At 68.8% G+C, this 23,525-nt stretch carries 19 protein-coding genes and 1 tRNA gene; 7 read left to right on the top strand and 13 right to left on the bottom strand.

The features are described from left to right. Window positions 1–11: 11 nt before the first annotated feature. From VKV26_04220 to VKV26_04210, 3 genes are all read right to left on the bottom strand, one after another. Window positions 12–902 (bottom strand): carbohydrate ABC transporter permease, encoded by an 891-nt coding sequence (locus VKV26_04220; protein ID HLZ69096.1) that lies wholly within the window; start codon window positions 900–902, stop codon window positions 12–14. Beyond that, the gene (locus tag VKV26_04215) at window positions 902–1,879 is read right to left on the bottom strand and encodes a sugar ABC transporter permease (protein ID HLZ69095.1); all 978 of its coding nucleotides are present in this window, start codon (window positions 1,877–1,879) and stop codon (window positions 902–904) included. Before VKV26_04215 ends, VKV26_04220 begins: the two co-directional genes overlap by 1 nt. A 75-nt stretch (window positions 1,880–1,954) precedes the next feature. Then, on the bottom strand, window positions 1,955–3,493 hold the full coding sequence (locus tag VKV26_04210) for an ABC transporter substrate-binding protein (protein ID HLZ69094.1): 1,539 nt from the start codon (window positions 3,491–3,493) through the stop codon (window positions 1,955–1,957). 317 nt (window positions 3,494–3,810) lie between these two features. On the opposite strand from VKV26_04210, the gene VKV26_04205 reads away from it, so the two are divergent. Both VKV26_04205 and VKV26_04200 read left to right on the top strand, forming a co-directional pair. Beyond that, on the top strand, window positions 3,811–4,809 hold the full coding sequence (locus VKV26_04205) for a hypothetical protein (protein ID HLZ69093.1): 999 nt from the start codon (window positions 3,811–3,813) through the stop codon (window positions 4,807–4,809). Window positions 4,810–5,407: 598 nt separating this feature from the next. Further along, window positions 5,408–5,806 (top strand): HAD family hydrolase, encoded by a 399-nt coding sequence (locus VKV26_04200; GenBank protein ID HLZ69092.1) that lies wholly within the window; start codon window positions 5,408–5,410, stop codon window positions 5,804–5,806. A 58-nt stretch (window positions 5,807–5,864) separates the two neighbouring features. On the opposite strand, the gene guaB is transcribed toward VKV26_04200, so the two are convergent. From guaB to VKV26_04185, 3 genes are all read right to left on the bottom strand, one after another. Next, window positions 5,865–7,397: an IMP dehydrogenase gene (gene guaB, locus VKV26_04195; GenBank protein ID HLZ69091.1), complete on the bottom strand. Its 1,533-nt coding sequence runs from the start codon at window positions 7,395–7,397 to the stop codon at window positions 5,865–5,867. 233 nt (window positions 7,398–7,630) lie between these two features. Next, a complete protein-coding gene (locus tag VKV26_04190) occupies window positions 7,631–7,828 on the bottom strand; it encodes a hypothetical protein (protein HLZ69090.1) in 198 nt (65 codons plus the stop codon). Between the two features lie 32 nt (window positions 7,829–7,860). After that, complete coding sequence (locus VKV26_04185) at window positions 7,861–9,282, bottom strand: amidase (GenBank protein HLZ69089.1); 1,422 nt, start codon at window positions 9,280–9,282, stop codon at window positions 7,861–7,863. A 71-nt stretch (window positions 9,283–9,353) separates the two neighbouring features. On the opposite strand from VKV26_04185, the gene VKV26_04180 reads away from it, so the two are divergent. Then, complete coding sequence (locus tag VKV26_04180) at window positions 9,354–10,172, top strand: class I SAM-dependent methyltransferase (GenBank protein ID HLZ69088.1); 819 nt, start codon at window positions 9,354–9,356, stop codon at window positions 10,170–10,172. Between the two features lie 56 nt (window positions 10,173–10,228). On the opposite strand, the gene VKV26_04175 is transcribed toward VKV26_04180, so the two are convergent. From VKV26_04175 to hisS, 4 genes are all read right to left on the bottom strand, one after another. After that, the gene (locus VKV26_04175) at window positions 10,229–10,546 is read right to left on the bottom strand and encodes a helix-turn-helix domain-containing protein (GenBank protein HLZ69087.1); all 318 of its coding nucleotides are present in this window, start codon (window positions 10,544–10,546) and stop codon (window positions 10,229–10,231) included. Between the two features lie 104 nt (window positions 10,547–10,650). Beyond that, window positions 10,651–11,478 (bottom strand): peptide chain release factor N(5)-glutamine methyltransferase, encoded by an 828-nt coding sequence (gene prmC / locus VKV26_04170; GenBank protein HLZ69086.1) that lies wholly within the window; start codon window positions 11,476–11,478, stop codon window positions 10,651–10,653. A gap of 44 nt (window positions 11,479–11,522) precedes the next feature. Further along, window positions 11,523–12,599 carry a peptide chain release factor 1 gene (gene prfA, locus VKV26_04165; GenBank protein HLZ69085.1) on the bottom strand — a complete coding sequence of 359 codons (1,077 nt, stop codon included), beginning with the start codon at window positions 12,597–12,599 and terminating at the stop codon, window positions 11,523–11,525. Between the two features lie 79 nt (window positions 12,600–12,678). Further along, window positions 12,679–13,932 carry a histidine--tRNA ligase gene (gene hisS, locus VKV26_04160; protein HLZ69084.1) on the bottom strand — a complete coding sequence of 418 codons (1,254 nt, stop codon included), beginning with the start codon at window positions 13,930–13,932 and terminating at the stop codon, window positions 12,679–12,681. 156 nt (window positions 13,933–14,088) lie between these two features. On the opposite strand from hisS, the gene VKV26_04155 reads away from it, so the two are divergent. Continuing rightward, on the top strand, window positions 14,089–16,263 hold the full coding sequence (locus VKV26_04155; protein ID HLZ69083.1) for a bifunctional (p)ppGpp synthetase/guanosine-3',5'-bis(diphosphate) 3'-pyrophosphohydrolase: 2,175 nt from the start codon (window positions 14,089–14,091) through the stop codon (window positions 16,261–16,263). A 17-nt stretch (window positions 16,264–16,280) separates the two neighbouring features. Here the strand turns inward: VKV26_04155 and boxB are convergent, their stop codons facing one another. Beyond that, window positions 16,281–17,690 carry a benzoyl-CoA 2,3-epoxidase subunit BoxB gene (gene boxB / locus VKV26_04150; GenBank protein HLZ69082.1) on the bottom strand — a complete coding sequence of 470 codons (1,410 nt, stop codon included), beginning with the start codon at window positions 17,688–17,690 and terminating at the stop codon, window positions 16,281–16,283. 54 nt (window positions 17,691–17,744) lie between these two features. After that, a complete protein-coding gene (gene boxC / locus VKV26_04145; GenBank protein HLZ69081.1) occupies window positions 17,745–19,406 on the bottom strand; it encodes a 2,3-epoxybenzoyl-CoA dihydrolase in 1,662 nt (553 codons plus the stop codon). Between the two features lie 274 nt (window positions 19,407–19,680). Here boxC and VKV26_04140 point away from each other — a divergent pair, with 274 nt between their 5' ends. The 3 genes from VKV26_04140 to VKV26_04130 all read left to right on the top strand — a co-directional run bounded on the left by VKV26_04140 (window position 19,681) and on the right by VKV26_04130 (window position 23,272). Next, window positions 19,681–21,213, top strand: a complete 1,533-nt coding sequence (locus VKV26_04140) for a YifB family Mg chelatase-like AAA ATPase (GenBank protein HLZ69080.1) — start codon at window positions 19,681–19,683, stop codon at window positions 21,211–21,213. Between the two features lie 242 nt (window positions 21,214–21,455). After that, the gene (locus tag VKV26_04135) at window positions 21,456–22,148 is read left to right on the top strand and encodes an HAD family hydrolase (GenBank protein HLZ69079.1); all 693 of its coding nucleotides are present in this window, start codon (window positions 21,456–21,458) and stop codon (window positions 22,146–22,148) included. Window positions 22,149–22,348: 200 nt separating this feature from the next. Then, window positions 22,349–23,272 (top strand): YihY/virulence factor BrkB family protein, encoded by a 924-nt coding sequence (locus VKV26_04130; GenBank protein ID HLZ69078.1) that lies wholly within the window; start codon window positions 22,349–22,351, stop codon window positions 23,270–23,272. Window positions 23,273–23,416: 144 nt separating this feature from the next. Here VKV26_04130 and VKV26_04125 read toward each other — a convergent pair. Continuing rightward, window positions 23,417–23,490 (bottom strand) — tRNA-Glu (locus VKV26_04125). Window positions 23,491–23,525: the final 35 nt, after the last annotated feature.

Raw genomic sequence — 23,525 nt, 5'->3', positions numbered from 1 at the left:
CGGCGGCGGAGCTACCCCTTCACCGCGCCGGTGAGAATGCCGGAGACGAAGTAGCGCTGCAGGGCGAAGAAGACGCTGAGCGGCAGCGCCATCGAGATGAAGGCCGCGGCAGTAAGCAGTTGCCAGTTCTGGCCCAGCGAGTTGACGAGGTTGCTGATCGTCACCGGCATCGGCGCCACGTCCGGCGCGCCGCCGAGATAGACGAGCGCGATCAGCAGGTCGTTCCAAACCCACATGAATTGGAAGATCGCCAGCGAAGCCAGGGCCGGCACCGAGGTGGGCAGCACAAGGCGGAAGAAGACGGTAAACGGCCCGGCGCCGTCGACGTAGGCCGACTCCATCATCTCGCGCGGCAGCGAGCCGAAGAAGTTGCGCAGCAGGTAGACGGCGAAGGGCAGGCCGTAGCCCGTGTGCGCCAGCCAGAGGCCGGGAAACGTGCCGGCGAGGTGCAACTGCGTGTACAGGCGCAGCACCGGGATCAGCGTCATCTGCGGCGGCACCACCAGCAGGCCGACGACGACGAGGAAAAGCCAGTCGCGCCCCGGAAACTCCATCCAGGCGAAGGCGTAGGCCGCGTAGGCCGCGACCAGGATGGGGATGACGGTGGCCGGAATCGCGATGAAGAGGCTGTTGACGAAGCTCTGCCCCATGTGGTTCGTCGTCAGCACCTTTTGGTAATTGTCCAGCGTGAAGTGCAGCGGCGGCTGCAGGGCCGTCCACCAGCCCGTGCGCGAGACCAGCGCCGGCGGCCGGAAGGAGGAGACCAGCAGCCCCGCGGCCGGCACCAGCCACAGCAGGCAGATGGCGATAATCACGATGTGCAGCGGCCCGCGCCGTAGCGCCTGGCCCAGCCGCGCGGGAAACGAAACGGCGACGCTCTTGCGCAGGGCGGCGGTTTGCATCAGCGGGTCGCCTCCTGCGTGCGGAAACTGCGCAGGTTGTACAGCATTACCGGCACGATCGCGCAGAGCAGGATGACGGCGATGGTGCTCGCGCGGCCGAAGTTGCGGAAGTTAAACATCTCTTTGTACATGCGGTTGGCGATCACATCCGTGTCGTAGTTGCCGTTGGTCATCACGTAGACGATGTCGAATGCCTTCAGCGCGATGATCACGACCGTGGTGGTGACGACGGCGATCGTCGTGCCCAGCAGCGGGAAGATGATCCGCCAGAAGACCTGCCACTCGCCCGCGCCGTCCACGCGCGCCGCCTCCAGCACGTCGGCAGGCACGCCCTTGAGCGCGGCCGCGAGGATCACCGCCGCGAAGCCGGTCCACATCCAGACCGAGGCGCCGATGATCGCGAAGGTGTTGATCGGCCGTTCGATCAGCCAGGCGTGCGGCGTGTAGCCCGGAACCACGAGGATCAGCGCCGCGTTCACCGTGCCGGTTTGGGGCAGGCCGGGCGGCCGGTAGTCGTACATGAACCGCCAGATCACGCCCGCCGCCACGAAGGAGACGGCCATGGGCAGGAAGACGACGCCGCGCGCGATCGACTCGTAGCGCACGCGGTCGGTGAGCACGGCGATCAGCAACCCGAAGGCGACGACGGCGCCGGTGAAGAAGATTACCCAGAGCACATTGTTGCGCAGCGAGATCAGGTTCGTACGGTCGGTGAAGATGTAATGGTAGTTATCCAGCCCCACGAACCGCCGCGAGTCGGCGTTGAAAAAGCTGAGATAGATCGTCTTCAGCGAAGGATAGACGAGGTAGACGCCCAGGAAGACGAGTGCCGGCAGCAGCCAGAGCCAGGGACGCAGCCGCGCCTTCCACCGGTTGGCGGCGCCGCGCAGCAGCCATTCGATCAGGGCGACGTAACCGACCAGGGCCGCCGGCACCCCCAGCACGACGACGAGCGCGAGGACGATGCGATCGCTCATGGTGAAGGGCGTGGGGTGGAGGGCGGAGTGGACGCCTCCATCCCACGCCCTGGCCCTGCGCCCGATGGCCTCCTGTCACTGCTTGTAGGCGTCGGCCTGCACCTTGTCGAGATTGGCGAGGATGCTGTCCAGGTTGCCGGGGTTCTGGATGTAGTCCAGCACCGCTTTGTAGAAGGCGGTGTTCATGGCGTCAGGCATCAGGTCGGAAGCGTCGAACTTCGCCGTCTTGGTCGTGGTGATGATCTGCGCCTGCTCCTTCGCCAGCTCATCGGGATACACCTCGGGCGAGACGAGCTTATTCGGTGAAAGGGCGCCGCCGCGCTTCACCCAGATCGCCTGCGCCTCCGGTGTGGCCAGGTATTTGATCAGCGCCCGTGCCTGCGGCGTGTCCTTGAACATGCCGAACAGGTCGCCGGCGACCTCGGCCGAGCCGGTGTACTTGGGGTCGATGTCGGGAAACATGAAGAAGTTGAAGTCGGTGATCGGCTTCAGGCCCGGCGTGTTCTTAACGAAGAAGTCGGTGATGAAGCTGCCCTGGTGCATCAGGTAACACTTCGGCGGGTTGGAGAACATCGGCGTGCCGGCGTCGCCGAAGTTGGTGGAGAGCACCGTGTTCGAGCCGCCGAAAACGTCCTTCGAATTGGCGACGATCTTGCCCCAGCTCTGCCAGGCCTGCTTGATCTGGTCCGAGGTCCATTTGATCTTGCCCTGGTACCACTGGTCGTAGACATCGGGTCCCGCCTGGCGCAGCACGATGTCTTCCAGCCAGTCGGTGCCGGGCCAGCCGCTGGCCGCGCCGGACTCCATGCCGATGCACCAGGGCGTGGTGCCGCTCTGCGCGATCTTGTCGGTCAGCGCCAGCAGCTCGTCCCAGGTCTTCGGCGTCTGCCCGGTAGAGAACTTGCTCAGCGTCTTGGGGTCGTACCAGATCGGCCCCTTGAGCGCGACCTTAATGAAGATGCCGACCTGCTTGCCGCCGACCTGCGCCAGTTGCAGCCACGACTCGGGGTACTGCTGCTTCATCGCACTCATATCGAGCACGCTGTCGAGGTCGACGAGCTTGCCCTGCTGCGCGAACTGCGCCATCTGGCCGGGGCCGGGCAGGCCCGCCAGCTCGGGCGGGTTGCCGCCCTGCACGCGCGTCGTCAGCACGGCGTTGAGGTCGCGCGTGCCCTCGTAATTCACCTTGACGCCGGTGGCGTCCTCGAACGGCTTCACCATGGCGAGGAAGCTGTCCTGCTCGCTGCCCCCCCAGGTGCCGAGCACGTTCACCGAGCCGCCGATCTTCTTGCCCCCCGCTGCCGCGAGCGCCGCCGCGCCAGGATCGCCAGGCGCAGCGCCAGCGGCCGGCGAGCCGGCCGCCGAGGTGCTCGCAGGCGCCGCTGTGGCCGCGGCGCGAGTGGCCGCCGACGTCGGCGAACCCGGCTGGGCGGTGCCCGCGGCGCCCGGCGCCGGCGCGATCGAGCTGGCGACGGGCTTCGTCGCGTTGGCGGCGTTGTTCGCCGCATTCGACTTATTGCCGTTGTTGTTGCTGCTGCTGCACGCGGCCAGCAGGCAGGCGAACGCGACCAGCAGGAGCGGCCGGCCGAAGGGTTTGCATGGACCGATGCGCATGGCAGCCTCCCTGGCGTCTGGCGGAGTCCTCGTGCAGGCGCCGGGAGCCGGACTCGCCCGCCGCCCGCGCGCCGCTTTGCCTGTTACCCTCCGCCCTGGCGCGGTGGTCAGGCTATTCCTCGAAAGGATTACACCGTCTTAACATCTCGCCTCGCCAGCGTGGGAGGGCGCTCGCGGCCCGGAGGATCGTGCTAGAGTGGGGGCGCTCAGCCCCCGGCAAGCCCGGCGGCGAGTACGTTGGCGCAGACCGCCGGCCCGCGCGGCCGTGCGGCAACGCTGCAGCATCGCGCGCAGTGCGATCACGAAGGAGGCGCGTCGTGGAGTACCTGATCGGCACGAGCAAAGGCGTCTTTTGCACGAGCGGCGGCGATACGCGGGAGGTCGAAGGACTGCAGGGACACAGCGTACGGGCGCTGGCGCAGGTCGGCGGAGCACTGTTCGCAGGCACGAAGGACGGCATCTTCCGGTCGGCGGATGGCGGCAAGAGCTGGGCGCAGGCCGGCGTCGCCGGGCGCGAGATCTGGGACATCGTGCCGGCGCCGGGTGACACGCAAACGATCTTCGCCGGGGCGCAGCCCGCCGGCCTCTTCCGCAGCACGGACGGCGGCCGCTCATGGGGCGAGGTCGAATCCTTTGCAAAGATCCCCGGCGCGGAGAAGTGGTGTGTGCCGACCACACCGCCGTCGGGTGGCCGCGCCCGCACCGTCACGCTGGACCAGAAGAACCCGGAGCGCTGGTGGGTGGGCGTGGAGGTCGGCGGCGTTGCCCGTACGGCGGACGCGGGCAAGAGCTGGTCGGTGAGCCTGCCCAACAATAACCCCGACATCCATGTGATGGTGAGCCAGCCGTCGCGGCCGGACACCGTCTTCGCCACCACCGGCTACGGCCGGCTGCAGGGCGTGGCGGAGCAGATCGAGGGCAATGCCGGCCTCTTTCGTTCCAGGGACGGCGGCGCGAACTGGGAGTATCTCTGGCAGGGGCGTCTGCCGCGCTACACGCGGCCGCTGGTGATCGATCCGCGCAACGAGGCACTGACCGTGGCCTGCGCGCCCACGGCCTTCGCCAGCTACAAAGACGAGGGCGGCGCCCAGGCGAAGCTCTACCGCAGCGACGACGCCGGCGATAGCTGGCGCAACCTGGGCGACGCCGCGCACACTCCTTCGGCCGCCTGCCTGCTGGGCGTGGCCGTGGGCGAGCGGCCGGGCGAGGTGTTGGTCACGACCGACACGGGCGAGCTGTGGAACGTCACGCCCGAGGCGCGCTGGACGCTGCTCGCCAGCGGCCTGCCGCCGGCCTGGAGCGTGCTGGCCGTCTGACCGATGCAAGCCGTCGCGGCGCGGAAAATGCGAAACCAGGCGCTCCGGCAGCCCTGCCGGGGCGCCCTATTTCGCTCCGCGAGATCGTTGATACTGGAAGCAGTGCGAGGCGTGCGCTCAGCCAGATAGCAATGAGTTTCCTTGATGCCCGCGAGGAGCTCGGTCACGGAGGAGCCGGCGTGGCTGCTGTGCCGCCGCGCTGACCGCAATCCGGAACGGCGCCTGGCTGACGGAGGACGGCGACCGCGGCACGGTCTGCCTGCGGGAGGGCTTGTAGTGACGGGCAACTTCAGGGCCGTGCTCTCCGACCTGGGCGGCACGCTCACGCGCAGCGACGGCTTCATGGAGGCGAACGCGCGAGCGCTCTGCCGCCTCGCCAGCCTGTATGAGAATCCAGCCGGCCGCGCCCGCGCGACGCGGGCGTTGCAGTCTGCGTTCGCCAGGGTCGGCTTGCAGTACCTCGCCCGGCCGTTCTACCTGCACCGCGACCTGTTCGCCACGGTGGCCGCGGCGGCGCTGCGTGAACTCGGCGTCGAACCGACGCTGGCGCTGCTCAGCGCGTATGACGAAATGATGGCCGCGGCGATCTGCGAGGGCCGTGCCATTGCGCGACGGCGTGCGCGAGACGCTGCGCGAGCTGCGCTTGCGCGGGCTGCACCTCGGCCTCGTGAGCAACGCGCACGAGGCCCAGCTCTGGCCCCTGGTGCGCAACACGGGTCTGGAGTCGCTGTTCGATTCGCTGCTCTCCAGTGAAGCGGCCGGCTCCTGCAAGCCGGACCAGCGCCTCTTCGAAGAGGCGCTGGTCCGTGCAAGCTGCGCACCGGCCGAGGCGCTCTTCGTCGGCGATTTGCTGCCGTTCGACATCGCCGGCGCCAACCGCGCCGGCATGTGCTCGGTGCTGATTCTCGACGGCATGGATGCGATGCTGCCCGCCGGCGAGGCACGACCGGATCACATCGTTCGGGAGATCCCCGAAGTCCTCACGCTACTGTCATAAACCGAGGCGCTGGTCCCAGCCCCCTGTTCGCTGTTCGCTGTTCGCTGTTCGCTGTTCGCTATGAAGCCCAGTAGTTCGGCGCCTCTTTGGTGACGATGATGTCGTGCGGGTGTGACTCGAGCTGGCCGGCGCCGGTGATGCGGATGAAGCGGGCCTCGCGCTGGAAGGTGGTGATATCCGGCGCGCCCAGGTAGCCCATTGCCGCGCGCAGGCCGCCGACCAGGTGGAAGAGCAGGTCGGCCAACTGACCCTTGTAGGGAACGCGGCCCTCCACGCCCTCGGCCACGAGCTTGCTCGGTCCCTGCACGTCGTGTTGGAAGTAGCGATCCTTGCTGAAGCCGCGATCCTGCATCGCCCCCATCGACCCCATGCCCCGGTAGTCCTTGAAGCGCTCGCCTTGATACAGCATCACTTCGCCGGGCGACTCATCCACGCCGGCGAGCAGGCCGCCCAGCATCACCGTGCTGGCGCCGACCGCAAGCGCCTTCGCCAGGTCTCCGGAGAAGCGCACGCCGCCGTCGGCGATGATCGGCACGTCGTGCGGCGCCGCCGCGGCCACGCAGTCGGCGATCGCGGTGACCTGCGGCACGCCGACGCCGGCGACGATGCGCGTAGTGCAGATCGAGCCCGGCCCGATGCCGACCTTCACCGCATCGGCGCCGGCCTCGATCAACTCGAGCGTCGCATCGCCGGTTGCCACGTTGCCGGCGACCAGGTCGATCTGCGAGAAAGCGTCTTTTAGGCGGCGCACCATCTCGCCCACGCTGCGGGCATGACCGTGCGCCGTGTCGACGACGAGCAGGTCTGCGCCGGCATCGACGAGGGCGCCGGCGCGCTCCCAGGCGTCCGGCCCGACGCCGACGGCGCCGCCGACCATCAACCGGTCCTGGCTGTCGCGTGAGGCGTTGGGGTGCTGCAGCTTCTTCTGGATGTCCTTGACGGTGATCAGACCCTTGAGCTTGCCGGCGCCGTCGACCACGGGCAGCTTCTCGATCTTGTGCCGGCGCAGGATGGAGCGGGCCTCGTCGAGCGTGGTGCCGACGGGCACGGTCACCAGGTTTTCCCGCGTCATCACGTCGCCGATGCGCTGGGTAAGATCCTCCTGGAAGCGGATGTCGCGATTGGTGAGGATGCCGACCAGCGTGTTCTCTTCGTCGGTGATCGGCACGCCGGAGATGTGATAGCGGTCCATCACCGCCAGCGCATCGGAGAGCAGTTGCCAGGCCTTTAGCGAGACCGGCTCGACGATCATGCCGCTCTGGCTGCGCTTGACCTTGTCGATCTCGTCGGCCTGGGCGCGAACGGGCAGGTTGCGGTGCACGATGCCGACGCCGCCTTCGCGGGCGAGGGCGATCGCCATCCGCGCCTCCGTCACCGTGTCCATCGCCGCCGAGATCACGGGAATTGCGAGGCGCAGGTTGCGGGAGAGCCGCGAGGCGGTGGAGACCTGCGAGGGCAGCACGTCGGAGCGGGCGGGGAGCAGCAGCACATCGTCGAAGGTGAGCCCCTCGCGATCGAAGCGGTCCCAGCGCGGCGAGAGGCCGGCCGGGACCGGTTGGAGGGTCGGTTTCGTGATCGTTTCTTCTACCATGGCGCGTGCCTCCGCTGGGAACCGAAAACGCTCCTGCCGCCGCCGTGTTCCCCTGATCGTACGTGGCGCGGCGGGCGCGGTCAACGGTAGGGCCGTGCAAATATGGCATAAGCGCTCAAGCGCTTTAGACAAACCCCGCGCTTGGCCGCACTCTGCCCTGCGATGCCGGCTGCCGCTGTGCGTAGCGCCGAGCGCTGGGGCGGGATACTGCGTGGACGAGGCTCAGCCGCCGCTCAGCGCGGCCCGTCTGGCAACCGCAGGCGAAGCAGCAGATCGTTGAGCGCGCCGGCGCCGGCCGGCCGGTCAGGCAAGGGGCTCTCCTCGCTTGCCTCGGCGAGCAGCGCCCGCAGCCGCTCCATCTCGGCCTCGTGGAACGGTAGGTCCGCATTGGGCAGCGCGGCCTGCTCCGGTCCTGCCAGCTTGCGGGCCACGAGATCGTGAAACTATGCCGGTACCCGCTTGGCTAGCCGCCCACCCCGATTGCCGGCCGCCGCCGGTGCCACTCGGTCGCCTGCTCGTAGGCGTGACCGGCGCGCAGCACCGTCGCTTCATCGAACGGGCGGCCGGCGAGCTGCAGACCGATCGGCAGCCCGGCGCGGGTGAAGCCGCAGGGCAGCGAGAGCGCGGGCAGGCCGCTGGCGTTGAACGGCCCGGTGCAGCGCACGAACGCCGCAATCGCCGGCTCCTCAACGCCGCCGTACTTGACCGTCTCCTGGCCGATGGGGATCGCCGGCAGCGGCGTCGTGGGCGTGAGCAGCAGATCGACGGTCTCGAGCTCACGCCGCATCGCCACGCTCAGCACGTCCTTCGCCCGCAGCGCCGCGGCGACCGCCGCGGTCGGCGGTGTCGGCTGTGAGAGGATCGCGCCCACGTCCGGGCCGAAGTCAGCGGGGCGCGAGGCCAGCGGTTCGGCATGGATCGCCTGCGCCTCGACCAGCACGATCCCGAACAGCGAGGCGACCGCTTCTTGAATGCCGGGAATCTCGACGTCTCGCGGCTCGGCGCCGAGGCCGCGGAGCGTGGCGATCGCGGCCTCGACCGCGGCCCGCACCTCGTCGTCGAGGCGCTCGAAGAAGTACGAGCGCAGCACGCCGACGCGCAGGCCACCCACGCCAGCGCGCAACTCCGCGGTGTAGTCGATCACCGGGACGGGCACGGTCGCCGGATCGTCGGGATCGTAGCCCGCGATCGCGCCGAGCACGATCGCGGCGTCTTCGACGGATTGCACGATCGGGCCGGGGTGGTCGAGCAGGTATGAGAGCGGCAGCACGCCCGCCTTGCTGGCGCGGCCGTAGGTTGGCTTGAGGCCGACACAGCCGCAGAGCGAGGCGGGGATGCGAATGCTGCCGCCCGTATCGGTGCCCAGCGTGGCGACGGCCATGCCGGCCGCGATCGCCGCGCCCGAGCCGCCGCTGGAGCCGCCCGGGATGTGGTCCAGCTTCCACGGATTGTGTGTGGCGCCGAAGTGCGGGTTGTTCGTCGTCACACCGTAGGCCAATTCGTGCGTATTGAGCTTGCCGAGCAGCACCGAGCCGGCCTCGCGCAACTTGCGGGCGGGGGTGCTGTCCTGCGCCGGCACGCGGCCGCGCAGGAACTTCGCACCGCCCGCCGTCTCGATGCCGGCCGTGTCGTAAAGATCTTTGAGGGCGATCGGCACGCCGTGCAGCGGGCCGCGGTAGTTGCCCGCGGCGATCTCCTCGGCGGCGCGGCGGGCGTCTGCACGGGCGCGTTCCGCCGTAACCGCGACGTAGGCGTTGACTGCCGGATTGAGCCGCCCGATTCGCGCCAGGTATTCGTCGGCAAGATCTACGGGCGAAACCTCGCGTGAGCGAATCAGTTCGGCCGCGCGGGCAATCGTCAGTCCGGAAAGGTCGGTTGCCTGCATGGCGCTGCCTCCTCTGCTGCCAGGCCATTATAGGCTCGCCCCTGTTCCCTGTTACCTGCTACCTTCGTGCCATGATCACGTCAGCCAGCAGTCATGCCCAGGCAGCGGACTATGCCGAGTTCGTGTTGCCGCTCACCAACCAGTTCTTCAGCGCGTTCTTCAAGCTGGCCGCCGTGCAGCCCGGCGAGCGCGTGCTCGACCTCGCCTGCGGCCCCGGCGAGACGACGATCGAGGCGGCCATGCGCGCGGGGCCTGGCGGCGAGGTCGTCGGCGTCGATATCTCCGGCGAGTTCACCGCGCTGGCCCAACGCCGCGCCGTGGAAGCCGGGCTGCGCACGGTGCGCTTCGAGACGCTGGATGCGGGCGACCTGAGCGCGCTGGCGTCGTCGTATTGGGATCTCGTGATCTGCCACCTGGGCATCGCGGAGTTCGCCGACGCGCGGGCGGCGCTTGCCGAGATGCTGCGCGTCTTGCGGCCAGTGGGTCGCGCGGCCTTCTCGACCTGGGGCGAGGCGCTGCGCAGCCCCTGGCTGGCGATCCCCTTCGACGCGGTGCACGCGGTGCTCCCGGCACGGCCGGCCGCGGTGAGCGCGCGGCCGTTCCGCTACGGTGAACCGGGGGCGCTTTCGCGGCTGCTTTCTGAGGCCGAGTACCAGGACGTCACGCCGGACCGGGTCTCCGCGTCGCTCGAATACGAGTCGGCCGATCAGTACTGGCAGACCGTCGAGCGCGGACTGGCCTACGCCGGCTCGCCGCTCGCCGGCTTGGACCCGGAGCAGCTTGCCAGGGTGCGCGAGACAGCCGCGCCCACGCTGCGCCGCTGGCAGCACCCGCGCAGCGGGCGGTTGCACCTGCCCGCGCAGGCATTCGTTTGCGTCGCGGTCAAATAGCGAGACATGCTCGGCCGAGGCGATATTCGCAATCCGGCGACGGGAACCGGAGTGAATCAGCTTGCCGGCTCGCGGCGTTCCCGCGGCACCAACACGCTGAGCAGGTGTCGCAGCGAGAGATTGTCCGCCTCCGGCGCACGAATCGCGGCCTGCTCGTTCACCAGGTAACGGTTCTGGCGGCCACGGCGCTCGCGGTGCAGCATGCCGGCCTCTTCGAGGTCACGTAGCACACCCATGATTCGCCGCTCGGAGAAGTTCAGCGCCTGTGCTAGGCCGCGCACCGTGACATCCGGGTGTGCCATCACGTAGACCAGCACCTGGCCGTGACTGGAGAGCAGACCCCATTGCCGGCGTTCGCCGTGCCGTTCCGCCACCTGCGAGCGTCCCTCAACGCGAACTCGTTACGCTGTATACGAGCCTAGCACAGCGGCCAGCGCCAACGTATGCTCTCGCAGGCGCAAAGCCGCACTGCACTGCACTACAATTCTATGACGGCGAGGCGGCTGCGCCCGGCGAGGTCGGGCTCGATCGTGGCGGCCGCGCCAATCTGGGCGGCAAGCTCGGTGACTGCTTCCGCCTGGCCGGGGTCGATCTCCAGCAGCGCGGCGCCGCCGGCGCGCAGCCGGCCCGGCAGCTGCCCAATCAGCCGGCGGATCTGATCCAGCCCATCGGCGCCGCCATCCAGCGCGGTGCGCGGCTCGTGGTCGCGGACTTCTGGCGCCAGCGTGGCCAGCACGGCCGTGGGGATATACGGCAAATTGGCGGCGATCAGATCCACCCGGCACGGCACCGGAGCCAGCAAGTCTCCTTGTACAAAGCGTACACGCGCCGCCAGCCGCAACCGCCGCGCGTTGTAGGCCGCGACGGCGAGCGCAGCGGGCGAATCGTCGGTCGCCAGCACCTCGATCTGCGGCAGGTGCTTCGCCACGGCCAGGGCGATCGCACCGCTGCCCGTGCCCACATCCACGAACGTCACGGGCCGTTCGCCGACCAGGCGCCGGCCGATCGCCAGGCAGCGCTCGACCAGCAACTCGGTCTCCGGCCGAGGGATCAGCACGCCCGGCGCGACGTGCAGGTCCAGATCGTAGAACTCGCGGTGGCCGGTGATGTATGCCAGCGGCCGGCGCTTCAGCCGCTGATCGAGCAGATCGATGAAGCGATCGTACTGCTCGGCGCCGAGCGCCTCGGGCAGGCGCAGGTAGAAGCAGGTCTTGTCTAGCCCGAGCACGTGGCGCAGCAGCAGCTCCGCTTCAAGCCGCGGCTCCTCGATTCCGGCGGCGCGCAACTGTACCACGGCCCGCTGCATGGCGTTCGCAGCAGCCGGCGGCGAACCGGGATTAGGGGCACGCATCAGTCGGCCGCCGCGATGCTTTCGGCGAAGCGGCGTTGCTGATCCCAGATCGTCACCGCGTCGATGATCTCGTCGATCTGGCCGTCCAGGATCGCCGGCAGGTTGTGGACGGTGAGCGGGATGCGGTGGTCGGTGAGCCGGTCTTGCGGAAAGTTGTAGGTGCGGATCTTGTCGGAGCGCTCGCCGGAGCCAAGCTGCGAGCGGCGCGTGTCCGTCAGCTCCTGCTCCTGCTTGCGCACCTCAAGGTCCAGCAGGCGCGAGCGGAGCAGGTTCCAAGCCTTCACCCGGTTTTGCAGTTGCGAACGCTCGTCCTGGCAGGTGACGACGATGCCCGAGGGAAAGTGCGTGAGCCGGATCGCGGTCGCGACCTTGTTCACGTTCTGGCCGCCGGCGCCGCCGCTGTGGTACACGTCCTCGCGCACATCCTTCAGGTCGATGTGTAAATCGACCTCTTCCGCCTCAGGCAGCACGGCGACCGTGGCCAGCGAGGTGTGAATGCGGCCCTTCGCCTCGGTCGTGGGCACGCGCTGCACGCGGTGGCCGCCGCTCTCGTACTTCAGGCGCGAGTAGGCGCCCCGGCCGCGGATCTCGCAGACGGCCTCTTTGAACCCGCCCATGTCGCTGAGCGTGCTGGAAAGCAGCTCGCTCTTCCAGCCGTGGCGCTCGGCGTAACGCGTGTACATGCGGAAGAGATCGGCGGCGAAGAGCGCCGCCTCCTCGCCGCCCTCGGCGCCGCGCACCTCGAGAATCACGTTCTTCTCGTCGCGCGGGTCTTTGGGCAGCAGGGCGATGCGCAGGTCCTGCGTCAATTGCTCAACGCGCGGCTCAAGCTCGGCGATCTCGTCGCGTGCCAGCTCGCGCAGCTCCTCGTCATCGCTTTCGAGCGCGGCGCGGGCGTCGGCCAGGCCGCGCACGGCCTCTTGATAGCGCCGGTACAGCGCCACGGTGCCTTCGAGCTGCGACTGCTCCTTCGCCAGCTCCTGGTAGCGCGCGAAGTCGGAGGCGACTTCCGGCCGCGCCATCTCGGCCGTCAGTTGCTCGTAGCGCCGCACCAGCTCTTCGAGTCGTTCCCACATGTTCCGGCCTGCATCGGTCTGCGTACCCGGGCCTAGCCGTCACGCTCCGCCCGACCAGTGTACTACGCGCGGAAGCGGGCTATTTCGCCGCCTCTCTCATCCGTTCGATCAGGTCGTCGGGCTCGACTGCCTGCTGCGAGCCGGCACGGAGATCGCGCAGCTGGCTCTCCCCAGGGCCGCTGCCGACGATGTAGGCGTAGCGCGTGGCGGCGCGGCCGGCGTGGCGCATCTGCGCCTTAAGGCTGCGGCTGCCCGTGGCCGCCAGGGCGCCGATCCCCTCGTGCCGCAGGCGCGCCGCCAGCAGCACCGCCTGGTCGCGCTGCGCATCGGTCGGATAAGCCACGAACACTTCCGGTCCCGCCAGCGGCGGCGGCTCGATGCCCGCCTTCTTCAGATTGAGCACGATGCGCTCGATGCCCGTGGCGAAGCCGATGCCCGGCGTGGGTGGGCCGCCAAGCACCTCCATCAGCCCGTCGTAGCGGCCGCCGGCGCCGATCGTGCCCGTGCTGCCGGCGCCCTCCGGCACGAACTCGAAGACCGTGCGCGTGTAGTAGTCCAGCCCACGTACGAGCCGCGGCTGCACGACGAAGTGGATCTCGAGGGTGGCCAGATACCGTTGCACGCGGGCAAAATGCTCGGCGCACGGTTCGCAGAGGTGCTCCGCGATCACCGGCGCTCCGGCGATGATCGGTTGGCAGGAAGGCACCTTGCAGTCGAGCAGGCGCAGTGGGTTCTTCTCGAAGCGCACGCGGTCGTCGGCACAGACCCGATCGAGCTTGTCGGCGTAGTAGGCGCGCAGCAGTTGCACATACTGCGGCCGGCAGTTCTGGTCGCCGATGCTGTTGAGCAGCACGGTCAGATCGCGCAAACCCAGCTCCGCGAAGAGCTGCCAGAGGTAGTCGATCAGCTCGGCGTCGATCGCCGGGTCGGCCTCGCCGATCGCTTCCAGGTCGAGCTGGTGAAACTGGCGTGTGCGCCCCGCTTGCGGCCGCTCGTGGCGGAAGGCGGGGCCGACTGTCCACAGCTTCACCGGCTGCGGCTGGTTGAAGAGGCCGTGCTCCAGATAGGCTCGCATGACGTTGGGGGTGAACTCCGGCCGCAAGGCGTAGGTGTGGCCGCCGTCGCGGTCCTCGAACAGGTACATCTCGCGCTGAACGATGTCGCTCGACTCGCCCGTCCCGTGGATAAAGACGCCCGCATCCTCGAAGATCGGCGTGTCGATGCGTTGGTAGCCGTAGCGGGCGCAGAGCCGCTCGGCCGTGCGCGAGACGTGCTGCCAGTACGGCTGCTCGGCCGGCAGTACGTCGCTCGTGCCGCGCGGGGCCTGATACATCGAGTGCTCCTCATTTTGCCGCGGCCGCGGGCCCGCGCGGCGCCGGTGCGAGCAGGGGCGGTTGACCATCGGCGGCAGCGGCCGGCGTGACAAAGCCGTTATGCTAGAATAAAGGGTCAGGCTCATACACTGAGCAATCCCGCCGAACGGGTGCCCATGAACGTCTCTGAACTGCTCGACCGAGTAGCGGAATACCTGCCCGAAGACAAGGTCTCCGTGGTCGCGGACGCTTACGCCTTCGCCGAAACGGCGCACGAAGGCGCGCTGCGGCTGTCGGGCGAACCGTACATCCAGCATCCGCTGCAGGCAGCATACACCGTCGCCGACCTGCAACTCGACGCCTCCGCCGTGGCGGCGGCGCTGATGCACGACACGATGGAAGACTGCGGCGTGACGCCGGCGCAACTGGAGAAGCGCTTCGGGCCGGAGATCGCCCGCCTGGTCGAGGGCACGACCAAGCTGAGCAAGATGCACTGGCAGCCGCCGGAGGGCCGGCCGGCGGACGGCTCGCAGGCAGAGAACCTGCGCAAGATGTTCCTCGCCATGGCCGAGGACGTGCGCGTGGTGATCATCAAGCTGGCCGACCGGCTGCACAACATGCGCACGCTCGACGCGAAGGAGCCGGAGAAGCGCCGGCGCATCGCCGCCGAGACGATGGAGATCTACGCGCCGCTGGCCAACCGGCTCGGCATCTGGCAGATCAAGTGGGAGTTGGAAGACCTTTCCTTCCGCTATCTGAACCCGGAAAAGTACCGCGAGATCGCTCAGCTCGTGCAGTCGAAGCGGGCGATGCGCGAGCAGTACATCCGGCAGGTCGAGCGCATTCTCACCGAGGAGCTGGAGAAGCACGGCGTCGAGGCCGAAGTCAAGGGACGCGCCAAGCACATCTACAGCATCTATCAGAAGATCGCGCGGTACGAGGCCCAGGGGAAGAGTTTCAACGAGATCTACGATCTGCTCGCCCTGCGCGTGCTGGTTAACTCCGGCGCCGACTGCTACAACGCGCTTGGCATCGTGCACAATCTCTGGCGCCCGATTCCCGGCCAGTTCGACGACTATATCGCCAGCCCCAAGGACAGCCTGTATCAGTCGCTGCACACGACGGTGATGTGCCTGGGCGCCCGGCCGCTTGAGGTGCAGATCCGCACGCAGGAGATGCACCAGATCGCCGAGTACGGCGTCGCCGCGCACTGGCGCTACAAAGAGGGCGGCAAGCGCGATCTGCGCTTCGAAGAGCGGCTGGCCTGGCTGCGCCAACTGCTGGACTGGCAGCGCGAGCTGAAGACCGCCGACGATTTCGTCGATTCGGTCAAGACCGACATCTTCGGCGATCAGGTCTTTGTGTACACGCCGAAGGGCGAGATCAAGGACCTGCCGGCGGGCTCGACGCCGCTCGATTTCGCCTACCGCATCCACACCGACCTCGGCCACAACTGCGTCGGAACGAAGGTCAACGGCCGGCTGCTGCCGCTCAACCACGCGCTGCAGAACGGCGATGTGGTCGAGATCATGTCCAGTAAGAGCTCGCGCGGGCCGTCGCGCGACTGGCTGAACGCCGATCTCGGCTATCTCAAGACGAACCACGCGAAGGAGAAGGTTCGCGCCTGGTTTAAGAAGCGCGAGCGGGTCGAGAACATTGAGCGCGGGCGCGAGCTGCTGGAGAAGGAGCTGCGCCGCCTCGGCGTGAGCCTGGCCGAGAAACAGGGCGAGCTGCTCAAGCTCTGCCATCTCGACTCGACCGACGATCTCTTTCAGAAGGTCGGCTGCGGCGACCTCAGCCTGCATCAGATCACCGCGCGCCTGGCCGCGGCGATGGAGGCGCGGCAGGAGCCGATCTTGCCGCCCGCCGTGGCCAGCCCGCGCCGCGTGGTGCCGTCCAACATCCGTGTGCTCGGCCAGGACGATCTGCTGACCTCGATCGCTCGCTGCTGTACGCCCGTGCCCGGCGATGAGATCGTCGGCTACATCACCCGCAGCCGCGGCGTGACGATCCATCGTGCCGACTGCCCCAACATCGCCGCCGGCGGCGAAGACGAGCGCATCGTACCGGTGCAGTGGGGCGGGGCGGAGGAGTTCTATCCGGTCGCGCTGCATATCGTATCGATGGACCGCGTCGGCCTGCTGCGCGACATCACCACGCTGATCAGCGACGAGAAGGTCAACATGAACGGCGTGCGCACACAGCGGCGCAACGACCACGAGACCTCGATTCAGCTCACGGTCGAGATCAAAGGCATCGAGCAGTTGAGCCGTCTGCTGAACAAGCTCGAAGGCGTGCGCGGCGTCATCTCCGTCGGCCGCGCCCGCGAGGGTGTGCGCGCCGAAGTGTAGCCGGGGCGCACACACGCCTACACTATGCGCACGTACTCGAAGTCGAGCGGCTTGCCGTTGATGCCTTTGGCCGGCGGCGCGATCCAGGCCGCGACTTTGCCCGGTTCGTACACCGGCCGCATGATCGAGCGCACGTACGCCTGATCGGCCGCCGTGGGCAGCCATTCGTCGCGCTGCAGCTCCCATTTCGCCTGGCCGATCACCGCGCCGGCCGGGTCAAAGCGCAGCAGGCCGGCATAGGTGCCGACCCGGCGGTTGAAGCGCTTGCTCGGCAGGCGGAGCTTGATGCCGCTGAGGCCGTGGCCGGCGATGGTCTTGTTCCAGCGTTCGACGCCGCGCTGGCAGTCGCGGATGTACGCTTCCTGGAGCACCGCGTTCATCGCGTTGCGCAGCGGGACCTCCTGATCGATCAATTGCCCGTCTTCCACCATCGAGAGGCGGTGCGTCTCCTCCAGGGCGTGGTGGTCGCTGTACTGGTCCGCCTCGCGGTAGCGCCCCTTCAGCCCGGCCGCGAAGTAGTCGGCGGCGTTGCTGCTCACCTCACCGCCGAACAGGTCGAGCGAGAGGCTGTACCAGTGGTTGATGTACTTCTGGATCGTGACGAGATCCACGGCGCCGGCCGTGCGCGGCTCCGTGCCCGTGGCCATCAGCTCGGCAGCACGCTGCACCACGCGATCCACGCCCGACTCGCCCACGAACATGTGGTGCGCCTCCTCGGTGAGCATGAAGCGGGTCGTGCGCGCCAGCGGTGAAAAGCCGCTCTCGGCCTGCGAGGCGAGCTGGTACTTGCCGTCGCGGTCGGTGAACATCGTGAACATGAAGAAGTCGAGCCAGGTCTCGATCGGCTCGTTGAAGGTGCTGAGGATGCGGGGCTTGTCGACGTCGCCCGAGCGCCGCGCCAGCAGCTGCTCCGCCTCCTCGCGCCCGTCGCGGCCGAAGTAGCGGTGCAGAAGGTAGACCATCGCCCAGAGGTGGCGTCCTTCCTCGACGTTCACCTGGAAGAGGTTGCGCAGATCGTACAGCGAGGGCGCGATGCTGCCGAGCCGGGCCTGCTGCTCGACCGAGGCTGGCTCGGTGTCTCCCTGGGTGATGATGATCCGCCGCAGCGCATTGCGGTGCTCGCCGGGCACCTCGTCCCAGGCCGGGCGCCCCGCGTAGTCGCCGAAGCCGATCTGGCGCTCGCCGCTCTCGGGTACGAGGAAGATGCCCCAGCGGTACTCGGGCATCTTCACGTACTCGAAGCGGGCCCAGCCGCTGGGATCGACCTTCACCGCCGTGCGCAGATAGACGTCGTGCGCCTGCCAGCCCTGCGGGCCTATCTCCATCCACCACTTGAGGAAGTTCGGCTGCCACGAGTGCAGGGCGTGTTGCAGGCGGCTGTCCGATTCCAGGTCGACGTTGTTGGGTATGGTCGAGAGGTCCGCCATAACTCACCTTCCTGCCGTGCCGCATACCGTGTGCCGGGCGACGCGGACACCCGATCAGGTGCGCGTGTAGTCGAAGCGCGGTCGCTCCGGTTTGCCGTAGAGCGAGAGCGCGCCCGCCGGGCCAGTGGCGTTTGGCCGCGTGAAGATCCAGTTCTGCCAGGCGGAGAGGCGGCCGAAGATCTTCGTCGCCAGCGTCTCCGGCCCGCCGAAGCGCAGCGATGCCTCCATGCCGGTGAGCGCGTCCGGCGAGAGGCTGGCGCGCTCCTCGACGGCGACGCGCAAGTCGTCCTCGAAGTCGATCGCGTCGATCAGCTCCGTGGCCAGGCCGAGGTCGTCGAGCTGACGCGCGCTCAATGAGCCGGCGCGGCCCGCATCACGCACGGCCGCAACCCGCGCGGGATCTCCGAGGAAGCGCGTCGCCAGGCGCGAGAGGCCGTTCCAGCGCGGTAGGGCGCCGCCGCTGAGACTGCCCGGCCGGGCCGCGACGCCGTTGGCGTCGAGCACGTAGACCCGGTCGGCCGCGAGCAACAGCTCGAACAGCGGGCCGGCGAAACTGGAGCCTTCATCCACAATCGCAAAGACGCTGCGCGCCGTCAGGTCCAGCCGCCGCAGCACGCGGCCCAGCAGCAGCCGTGTCTCGCGCACGAACCAGCTGCGGGGATTCGCGGCCAGCAGTTCACCGCATGCGTGGGCGAGGTCTGGGTCGCCGCGCGTGCGCAGCAGCAGCAGGCCGATCTGCGGCTCGTTGAAGCGCAGGCGCAGCAGCGCATCGTCCAGCTCGCGGGCCATGCGCAGCGGCCACCAGTCCGCAGCGGCCCCCAGCGCGGCGACGGCGTCGTGCGGCTGGCCGGCCGTGGGACCGCTCACGGTGATCTCGACCACCCTGCGAGCATGATCCAGATCGAGCTTCACGTGCCGGTAGGCTACCTGGGTCTCCGTCACGATGGGGTCGAGCGCGTCAAGCGCGATTCCCGGCCCGCGAAAGGCCTCGTTCGCGGCGGCCCGTGCCGTTGCGACCCGTTCGGCCACAACCTCGGCGAAGCGGCTGCGCGGCGCCAGCGTGTCCACCAGCCCCCAGTCGCGCGCGCGTTTGCCCTTCACGCCCTCGGCCATCGTGGCGAAGCGATCGGCGAAGTCGGGCCGTACGCGGCGCTTGTCGATCACGCGCGTGAGGCCGCCGGTGCCCGGCAGCACGGCGAGCAGCGGCACTTCCGGCAGGCTGACGGCGGAGGCGTTGTCGTCCACGAACACGATCTCGTCGCAGGCGGCCGCAAGTTCGTAGCCGCCGCCCGCCGTGGCGCCGTTGCAGGCGGCGATGTAGCGTTGGCCGCTCTCGGCGCTGGCCTCCTCGATATAGAGGCGCGTCTCGTTCGTGAACTTGCAGAAGTTGACTTTGTGCGCGTGCGTGGCGCGTGACAGGGCGTGGATGTTGGCGCCGGAGCAGAAGATGCGGTCGTCGGCGGAGGCGATCACCACGGCGCGCACCTCGGGATGCTCGAAGCGCAGCCGCTGCACCGCGTCGTGCAGCTCGATATCGACGCTCAGGTCGTAGGAGTTGCCCTTCAGCTCGATCGTGGGGTCAAGCCCGCCGAAGCGCTCGACGGCCAGCGTCAGCTGCGCGCTGTCGCCGTCGATTGCCAGCGACCAGTGCCGGTAGCGTTCCGGCCGCGTCTCAAACGCGATCGGGGCCGTGCCGCTGGATGTAGTGGTGGTCATAACGCCTCCTCGGGAGCAGCGGCCACGGCTCGCGCTTCCTGGTTCGTGGCTTTCGTCAGTCTGTCAGACAGTAATACAAAGATGAGAAGGTTGCAAGCGCCTCCACAGGCCAAACGGTCTGACAAAGTTCTAGCGGCCCGGCGCAATGAAGCCGGAGGAAAGTGGCAATCGCGGCGCCATGGAGAGGACCACGGAACGGCGCGCACCGCATCTGGCGGCAAGCCACGCGCGGTTGCTACGATGACCCCGCGAAGCATCGCCCGCCGGGTGCCCCGTGCCCCTCGCCAAGGTTCTCGCCTGCACCGTGATCGGCCTGCAAGGGCGCCTCGTCGAGGTCGAAGTCGATCTCGGCGGTGTCGGCGTGCCTTCACTGACGATCGTCGGTCTGCCGGACGCGGCTGTGCGCGAGTCGGCAGAGCGGGTGCGGGCGGCGATGAAAAACTCCGGCTTCGCCCTGCCGCCGCGGCGCATCGTCGTCAACCTCGCTCCCGCCGACGTGCGCAAAGAGGGGCCGGCCTTCGATCTGCCGATCGCCGTCGGCCTGCTGATCGCCACGGGCCGCATCGTCGCCAACCTGAGTGACAGCGTCGTTTTGGGCGAACTCTCGCTCGACGGCAGCCTGCGCCACACGCACGGCGTGCTGCCAATGGTGGGATTCGCCCGCGAGCTGGGGCTAAAGCGGGCGTTCGTGCCGGCCGAAGACGCCGCCGAGGCCGCGCTGGTCGAGGGAATGCAGGTGCTGCCGGCCGCCTCGCTGGGCGATCTGGCCGAACACCTGGCGGGCATCCGCGAGATCGCGCCGGTAGCCGGCCGCCTGCCCGGGGACGCCGACGGCTTCGAGTGGCGCGGCACCGATCTGGCCGAGGTGCGTGGCCAGGAGCACGTCAAGCGGGCGCTGGAGGTGGCGGCGTCGGGCGGCCACAACGTTTTGATGTCCGGGCCGCCAGGCTCGGGCAAAACCTTGCTGGCGCGGGCGATCCCGGGCATTCTGCCGCGCATGGGCGGCGAAGAGCGGCTGGAAGTCACACGCATCTACAGTGTCTGCGGCATGTTGCCGCCCGGCACGCCGCTGATCGCCCAGCGGCCGTTCCGCGCGCCGCACCACACGATTTCGCACGCGGGCCTGGTCGGCGGCGGCAGCCGCCCGCGCCCGGGCGAGATCTCGCTGAGCCATCGTGGTGTGCTCTTCCTGGACGAGCTGCCGGAGTTCGGCCAGAACGTGCTCGAGGTGCTGCGCCAGCCGATGGAGGACCGCCTGGTGACGATCTCGCGGGCGCAGGGCACGGTGACGTTTCCCGCCAATTTTGTGCTGGTCGCGGCGATGAACCCGTGTCCCTGCGGCTACTACGGCGACCCGGCGAAGCCGTGCACCTGCTCGGCCGGCGCCGTCGCCCGCTATCAGCGGCGCATCTCCGGACCGCTGCTCGACCGCATCGATATTCATATCGACGTGCCGCGCGTCGAGTTCGAGAAGCTTGCCGGCACCGCTGCAGCGGAGGCGACCAGCAGTGTACGCGGACGGGTAGAAGCGGCCCGCACCCGACAGGCCGAGCGTTTCGCCGGCACACGCATCCATACCAATGCCGAGATGACGCCGGCCGACGTGCGCCGTCACTGCCAGGCGGTGCTCGACGACGGCGCCCGCTCGCTGCTGCGCCTGGCGATGGAGCAGCTCGGCCTCTCCGCGCGGGCGTTTCACCGCACGCTCAAGCTGGCGCGCACGATCGCCGACCTCGCTGGCCGTGACGGCATCGCGTCTGCGCACGTGGCCGAGGCCGTGCAGTACCGGCATCGCGCCGCCGGCTGATCCCGCTTAACCGGCTGCAAAGCGACGCGGATTCTTGCCCATCTGTCGTCATCGCGAACCTTCCCCGCGATAATGCAGTGTGAGGCTGCGATGCTACGAGCCGCGACGCCTGGCGTCGTGGCGTCCGGGGAGGATCGGCGGCAGCTCGCCAGTCCGCGTGCCAGGGCGCCGCCGGTCGAGGCTCACGGACGGCGCGATCTGCTGCAACCCGCTCCGGCGCCGAGTGTATGGAGTGTGAGCGGATGTCCACGATTCGTCTCGTCGTCTTCGACCTGACCGGCACGCTGGTGGACGACGGCGGCGCCGTGCTGGACGCCTACCGGCAGTCGCTCGCGGCCGAGCAGATTCCCTTTGCCGAGGCCGACCTCCAGGCGGCTCGCGGCGGCAGCAAACAAGGCATCTTCAGGGCGTTCGCCGAGCGGGCGTTCGGGCCGGGCGAGCAGGCGCAGCGGGCCGCCGCAGCCGCCTTCGATCGGTTTGACGCGGCGCTTGTGGGCGCCTACGGTGAGGGGCCGCTCGCGGAGATCCCGGGCGCCGGCGACTGCCTGGCGGCGCTGTCGCGGCGTGGGTTGAAGCTGGCGACGAACACCGGCTTCGGGCAGGCGCTCGCCCGGATCATGCTGAAGCGGTTGGGCTGGCTCGCGCAGCCGTTCGCCGCGCACGCCGCGTCCGACGAAGTGCCCGAAGGCCGGCCGGCGCCATACATGATCCACCTGGCGATGCAGCGCGCCGGCGTCGAGTCCGCCGGTGACCTGATCGTGGTCGGCGATACGCCTCGCGATCTGCAGGCCGGCTGCAACGCCGGCGCGGGCGGGGTGGTCGGCGTGCTGACCGGCTCGCACGGTGTTGAATCGCTCGGTCGCGTGCGGCACACGCACCTGCTGCGCAGCGTGGCGGAGCTGCCCGATCTGATCGCGGCCGAATTCAACTCCTGACCCCCTCCGCGCCCGAGCTGCCGCCAAGACCGCGATCGTCACGCCGTCTGCGCCAAGCGAGTGATGCCGCGCTACCCGCTCCGGTGCGGCACGACGCCTGCACGAGCTACAGACGGCGGCCATCCGCCCCCTACGTTGGGGTGGGCGCCGCCTGGCCACGGATGCCGCGGCCGTTAATGCCCGCAACGGAGTGCAGGTGGATGACCGCACAGACGCAACTTGAGCGCGCCGCCGTCGATGCCGGCAACCGGGTGCCCGTCCCCTTCACCGGCATGAACCGCATCGGCCTGGGGCGGCTGCTGCGGCAGGCGTTGCGCCGAGGGCAGCGGAACGATCTCGCCGTCCGTGCCGGGAACCTGGCCTTCCGCGCGGTGTTTGCCCTCTTCCCCGCGGCCGTCTCCGCGCTGTGGCTCATGACGGCGCTGCATCAGACGCGGTTCGTCGCTGCGATGGTGAATGTAGCCGGCGCGGCGCTGCCGAAGGCGGCAGGCGAGGCGCTCAAACACCAGATCGCCGGCGCGTCGGGCACGCAGGCGAACGGCTCGCTGACGGTTGGCGCGGTCATCGCCTTCGGTGGCGCGATCTGGGCGATCGCCGGCTTCTTCCTCGCCGCGATCGAAGCGTTGAATGCCATCTACGAGCTGAAGGAACACCGGCCGTGGTGGCGGCGCTGGGGCATCGCCCTGCTGCTCACGGCCGTGATCGTGGTCGTGGTCGGCGGCAGCCACCTGGCGGACAAGCTGTCGCTGGCGTGGGGTGCATCGCCGGCGTTCGGTGCGGTCTGGGCGCTGGTCACCTGGCCGGTGCTGGTCGGCTGCGTGCTGATCGCATTCGCGCTCGTCTACTATGTCGCGCCGGACACCGAGCAGGACTGGTACTGGCTCCGCGCCGGCTCGCTGCTGGCCGCGGTGCTCTGGCTGCTGTTCACCGCCGCGTTTTCGATCTACATCAACAACTTCGCCGCTCCCACGGAAGCGTACGGCGCCCTGGCCGGCGTTGCGGTGCTGATGATCTACGGATACGTCACGGCCTACATCTTCTTGTTCGGCGCACAGATCAACCAGGTGATCGAGGCGGACGCGCCAGACGGCAAAGACGCCGGCGAACGGGCGGCATCAGGATAGTGCCTGATTCAGGTTCAGCGGGCGGCGCGTTCAGAACGTGTAAAGGTGGTGCGCGGAGTGTCGCGGCCGGCGCCGCGAAGGGCGGCGCGCGAACCGCCCCTACCGTTCGATTCCCGATTCCCTGACACCCAATCCCTACCGCGGTACCCCCAAGGGGATTCGAACCCCTGATCTCCGCCTTGAAAGGGCGGCGTCCTGGGCCGCTAGACGATGGGGGCATACCGGGCGGCGCCGGCTGGCGGCGCCTCGCCTC

This window comes from Dehalococcoidia bacterium, from assembly GCA_035310145.1.
GTDB lineage: Bacteria > Chloroflexota > Dehalococcoidia > CAUJGQ01 > CAUJGQ01 > CALFMN01.
This window is presented reverse-complemented; position numbering and strand designations above follow the sequence as displayed.

Bases quoted from the DNA above. Each gene is read 5' to 3' on its own strand.
- VKV26_04220 (HLZ69096.1), bottom strand. From the start codon at position 902: ATGCAAACCGCCGCCCTGCGCAAGAGCGTCGCCGTTTCGTTTCCCGCG.
- VKV26_04215 (HLZ69095.1), bottom strand. From the start codon at position 1,879: ATGAGCGATCGCATCGTCCTCGCGCTCGTCGTCGTGCTGGGGGTGCCG.
- VKV26_04210 (HLZ69094.1), bottom strand. From the start codon at position 3,493: ATGCGCATCGGTCCATGCAAACCCTTCGGCCGGCCGCTCCTGCTGGTC.
- guaB (HLZ69091.1), bottom strand. From the start codon at position 7,397: ATGGTAGAAGAAACGATCACGAAACCGACCCTCCAACCGGTCCCGGCC.
- VKV26_04185 (HLZ69089.1), bottom strand. From the start codon at position 9,282: ATGCAGGCAACCGACCTTTCCGGACTGACGATTGCCCGCGCGGCCGAA.
- VKV26_04180 (HLZ69088.1), top strand. From the start codon at position 9,354: ATGATCACGTCAGCCAGCAGTCATGCCCAGGCAGCGGACTATGCCGAG.
- prmC (HLZ69086.1), bottom strand. From the start codon at position 11,478: ATGCAGCGGGCCGTGGTACAGTTGCGCGCCGCCGGAATCGAGGAGCCG.
- prfA (HLZ69085.1), bottom strand. From the start codon at position 12,599: ATGTGGGAACGACTCGAAGAGCTGGTGCGGCGCTACGAGCAACTGACG.
- hisS (HLZ69084.1), bottom strand. From the start codon at position 13,932: ATGTATCAGGCCCCGCGCGGCACGAGCGACGTACTGCCGGCCGAGCAG.
- VKV26_04155 (HLZ69083.1), top strand. From the start codon at position 14,089: ATGAACGTCTCTGAACTGCTCGACCGAGTAGCGGAATACCTGCCCGAA.
- boxB (HLZ69082.1), bottom strand. From the start codon at position 17,690: ATGGCGGACCTCTCGACCATACCCAACAACGTCGACCTGGAATCGGAC.
- boxC (HLZ69081.1), bottom strand. From the start codon at position 19,406: ATGACCACCACTACATCCAGCGGCACGGCCCCGATCGCGTTTGAGACG.
- VKV26_04135 (HLZ69079.1), top strand. From the start codon at position 21,456: ATGTCCACGATTCGTCTCGTCGTCTTCGACCTGACCGGCACGCTGGTG.
- VKV26_04130 (HLZ69078.1), top strand. From the start codon at position 22,349: ATGACCGCACAGACGCAACTTGAGCGCGCCGCCGTCGATGCCGGCAAC.